The organism is Mesorhizobium sp. M1A.F.Ca.ET.072.01.1.1 (genome assembly GCF_004023325.1).
In the GTDB taxonomy this organism is placed as follows: domain Bacteria; phylum Pseudomonadota; class Alphaproteobacteria; order Rhizobiales; family Rhizobiaceae; genus Mesorhizobium.
The window spans coordinates 1-3,526 of sequence record NZ_RZSF01000498.1; the positions used below are offsets into that span (position 1 = coordinate 1).

5 protein-coding genes are annotated in these 3,526 nt (G+C 64.7%); 1 reads left to right on the forward strand and 4 read right to left on the reverse strand.

The genetic code is table 11. The annotated features are described in order from the left end of the window. The 3 genes from EOA32_RS34980 to EOA32_RS34990 all read right to left on the reverse strand — a co-directional run. Window positions 1-1,018: xanthine dehydrogenase family protein subunit M (locus tag EOA32_RS34980; protein WP_145971465.1), on the reverse strand; the 1,018-nt coding region annotated here is incomplete at its 3' end. A gap of 2 nt (window positions 1,019-1,020) precedes the next feature. Then, complete coding sequence (locus EOA32_RS34985; RefSeq protein WP_245499496.1) at window positions 1,021-1,590, reverse strand: (2Fe-2S)-binding protein; 570 nt, start codon at window positions 1,588-1,590, stop codon at window positions 1,021-1,023. Between the two features lie 406 nt (window positions 1,591-1,996). Further along, entirely contained in the window at window positions 1,997-2,212 is a 216-nt protein-coding gene (locus EOA32_RS34990; RefSeq protein WP_066989414.1) for a KTSC domain-containing protein, read from the reverse strand. 115 nt (window positions 2,213-2,327) lie between these two features. On the opposite strand from EOA32_RS34990, the gene EOA32_RS34995 reads away from it, so the two are divergent. Then, on the forward strand, window positions 2,328-2,933 hold the full coding sequence (locus EOA32_RS34995) for an alpha-ketoglutarate-dependent dioxygenase AlkB (protein WP_095776324.1): 606 nt from the start codon (window positions 2,328-2,330) through the stop codon (window positions 2,931-2,933). A gap of 40 nt (window positions 2,934-2,973) precedes the next feature. On the opposite strand, the gene EOA32_RS35000 is transcribed toward EOA32_RS34995, so the two are convergent. Next, on the reverse strand, window positions 2,974-3,526 hold a 553-nt coding region (locus EOA32_RS35000; RefSeq protein WP_145971466.1), incomplete at its 5' end, for an amidohydrolase family protein.

Here is a 3,526-nt window from a genome sequence, read left to right on the forward strand (position 1 = left end):
CCTTCATGTCTCGCGTTTCGAGCAGCGCGCGCACCAGCGTCCGCTTGCCGAGCTCGACCTTGAACGCATTGTGCTGGCGCGGTTCGGCACCGGCAAAGGCAGCGTCCGCCGCCGCACCTGCCGATGCCTCGTCGAGCTTCTTGCCCTGCAGGGCCGCTTCGGCCTCGCCGGCGCGCCACGGCACCGTCGCCAGCCCGCCGAGCGCAATCCTTGCCTCGCGGACGCTGTCGCCGTCGAGGTCGAGCGCAACGGCCGCCGAGGCCAGCGCAAAGGCATAAGACTCGCGGTCGCGGATCTTCAGGTAGCGCGAGCGCCGGGCCCACGGTAATGCAGGCACCTCGATGGCGGTGATGATCTCGTCCGCCGCCAGATCCGTCTCGATATGCGGCGTGTCGCGGGGCAGCCGATGCAGCCTGGCAAAGGGAATTTCGCGCGCTCCGCGAGACCCCTCGGCTCGAATAACGGCATCGAGCGCAGTCAGAGCCTGGGCAAAGTCGCCGTGATAGGTGGCAATGCAGGCATCGCTGGCGCCCAGCACCGCGTGCTGGCGGTTGAAGCCTTCCATCGCCGCGCAGCCCGAACCCGGCACCCGCTTGTTGCAGGCCCAGGAGGGCTCGCGGAAATATTCGCAGCGCGTTCGCTGCAGCATGTTGCCGGCCAGGCTCGCCATGTTGCGGATCTGGCCGCTTGCCGCCAGCCGCAAACTATCGGCAATAACGGGATAGCGGCGTTTGACTTCGCCATGGTCGGCAGCCTCGCCCATCCGCACCAGGGCGCCGAAGCGCACGCCGTCGTCGGTAACCCTGATCTGCCTCAGCCCTGGCTCTTCGAGCCGGTTGAGGTCCAGCAACCGGTTGGGCGCCGCCACCCCAAGTTTCATATAGTCGGCAAGATTGGTGCCGCCGGCGATGAACTGCGCGTTCGCCCGCGTCGGCTGGTCGTCCTCGGCCGTAAAGCGGGACGCGATGGCGACCGCGGCGGAGACGTCCGTCGGCCGTTCATAGATGAAGGGGCGCATCGTCAGGTTCCTCTCGCCTGATCGCGCGCCTGGACGAGCGCGGCGACGATGTTCGGATAGGCCGCACAGCGGCAGATATTGCCGCTCATATATTCGCGGATGTCGTCCTCGGAGTTGGCGTGGCCTTCGTTGACGCAGCCGATGGCCGACATGATCTGACCCGGCGTGCAGTAGCCGCACTGGAACGCGTCGTGGTCGATGAAGGCCTGCTGCATCGGATGCAGCTTGCCGTCGCTCGAGGCAAGCCCTTCGACGGTCGTCACCTCCTTGCCGTCGTTCATCACGGCGAAGCTCAAGCAGGAGAGCACGCGCTTTCCGTCCACCAGAACGGTGCAGGCGCCGCACTGCCCGTGGTCGCAACCTTTTTTCGTGCCGGTAAGGCCGACATGGTCCCGCAGGGCGTCAAGCAGGCTGGTCCTGGCATCCAGCGAAAGCTCGTAAGGCTGCTTGTTGATGCGCAACGATACCGCGACCGTTTCCCTCAAGCCGGAACGGGTCGCGGCCGGTTTTTCCGCTCTCGTTGGGGAGCTGAGCAAGGGCGCCGCCGCGGCGGCTGAGACAGTAGCTGTCATGAAGCTTCGCCGGCTGAGGCCGGTCGTGCTTGGCGCGGAAATTCGGGACATGGCTCGCTCCCAGGCTGGCTGTCATCGGGGCTGGCTATGGGGCGCTAACCTCTCAACGGGGGCATTGTTCCGAATTTTGCAGGCGAAGGCCCGGAAGCTCACGAGACTGTGACAGCATCGAACCGAAGTCGGAGGCAGAGCACGCCGGGACAGCAGAGGAACGTTCCGCGCAAGTGAGGTTGACTGCCACGCGGCGGTGCGCACCGGCGCTGCGCAAGCTCGCACCAACCGATCGAAAGTCACACCGGTAGATACCAATTCTCCAGTTCGAACCGTAGCTGAGCAATAAGGCTAACAGGCCCTGCCCAACGACAGGAGGGGTGGTTTCGAGCAGGGCATGGGAGCGGGCTTTGGTTCAATGCCGCGGTCCGTGCGCGACCAGATGGAAGCTGTATCGGTCGCGCAGGAACTCGTTGAAGAACCGGCCCTTGGACCGAGCAGCCTTGAATGCCGCGTAGGTCTCGGCCTCAACCTGCTCATAGTCATAGCGGTCGCCGCTCGGGACGAACCATACCGAAAGGATCTTCGTCGCCGGGTCGTAATAGATGTTCCGGATGGCGGTGGAAGGCATGACGAGCGCCCCGTTGGCCAATGCGTAATTCCCGGAGCTGTCAATGGGTTCCGTCGCACCGGCTGCCGACGGATCAGGGCCTTGCGAGACCCGCCGAATTGCCTATCTGAGGTTCATGCCGTCAACGAAATCGAGCGCCACGGCGCAAGTCCGCCAAGGAGATCTTTTCGGTATCCCGAACAGCCTGCCGGAAGGATTCCGCTACCGGCCGGAGCTGATAACGCGTAACGAAGAAAGCGCGTTGGTCCGCTGCATCGAAGGCCTGCCGTTCAAGCCCTTCGACTTCCATGGCCATCTTGCCAACAGGCAGGTTATCGGCTTCGGGCTGCGTTACGACTACGACCGCCGCGAGGTCGTGGAAGCACCGGCCATACCCGACTTCCTGCTGCCGCTTCGCGACAAGGTCGCCGTCTTCGCCGGTCGGCCCGCGTCGGAATTCTCGCAGGTGCTGATCAACGAATACCGGCCTGGCGCGGGCATCGGCTGGCATCGCGACAAGCCCCATTTCGAGCTCGTCGCAGGCGTCTCCCTGCTGGCATCCTGCAGTTTCCGGCTGCGCCGCAGGAACGGCGCGACATGGGACCGGCAGGTGATCGAGGTCGAGCCGAGATCCGCCTATCTCATGGCCGGTCCGGCGCGCAACGAATGGGAGCACAGCATTCCGCCGCTCGCAGAACACCGCTACTCGGTCACATTTCGGACCTTGCGACCCAAGCTGTAAGTCCGACGTTCTGCCAGGCCCGATACTCCAAGTCGCCTAATCAGGGGTCGAGCCATGGCGTGGTGTCCTCCACAGCCGTGCCGGCCTTTGCCGGATCGGACGGACGGCGCGCGACGAAGCCGCCGAAACCAGCTTGCGCCTGCAGCTTTTCGCCCGCGATCAGCGGCTCACCACGCAGCAGCACGGTGATCGGCTTGCCCGTCACCGCCTTGCCTTCGTAAGGCGAAAAGTCGACGCGCGAGTGCAGCATTTCGTGGCCGATGGTCCACTTGCGTGCCGGGTCCCAGAGCGCGAGATCAGCGTCCAGGCCGGGGGCGATGCGACCCTTGCGGTGGTCGAGACCGTAGATCGCGGCGGCATTGCGCGAGGTCAGATCCAGATATCGCTGCAGCGAAAGGCGCCCCGTCAGCAGCCCTTCGGAAAACAGCAGCGGCAGCCTGGTTTCCAGGCCCGGAATACCGCTCAATGTCGTGGTGAACCCTGGCTCCGGCGCCTTGCCGATCTTGTCGGCGAAATAATAGGGCGAATGATCGGACGACCAGAGTTCGAGGCCACCCTCCGCCAGCAGCCGCCAGAGATGCTCGCGGCTATGC

What these genes read in the sequence shown, in the direction of transcription:
- EOA32_RS34985 (WP_245499496.1), bottom strand. Translation starts at nt 1,590, where the DNA reads ATGACAGCTACTGTCTCAGCCGCCGCGGCGGCGCCCTTGCTCAGCTCC.
- EOA32_RS34990 (WP_066989414.1), bottom strand. Translation starts at nt 2,212, where the DNA reads ATGCCTTCCACCGCCATCCGGAACATCTATTACGACCCGGCGACGAAG.
- EOA32_RS34995 (WP_095776324.1), top strand. Translation starts at nt 2,328, where the DNA reads ATGCCGTCAACGAAATCGAGCGCCACGGCGCAAGTCCGCCAAGGAGAT.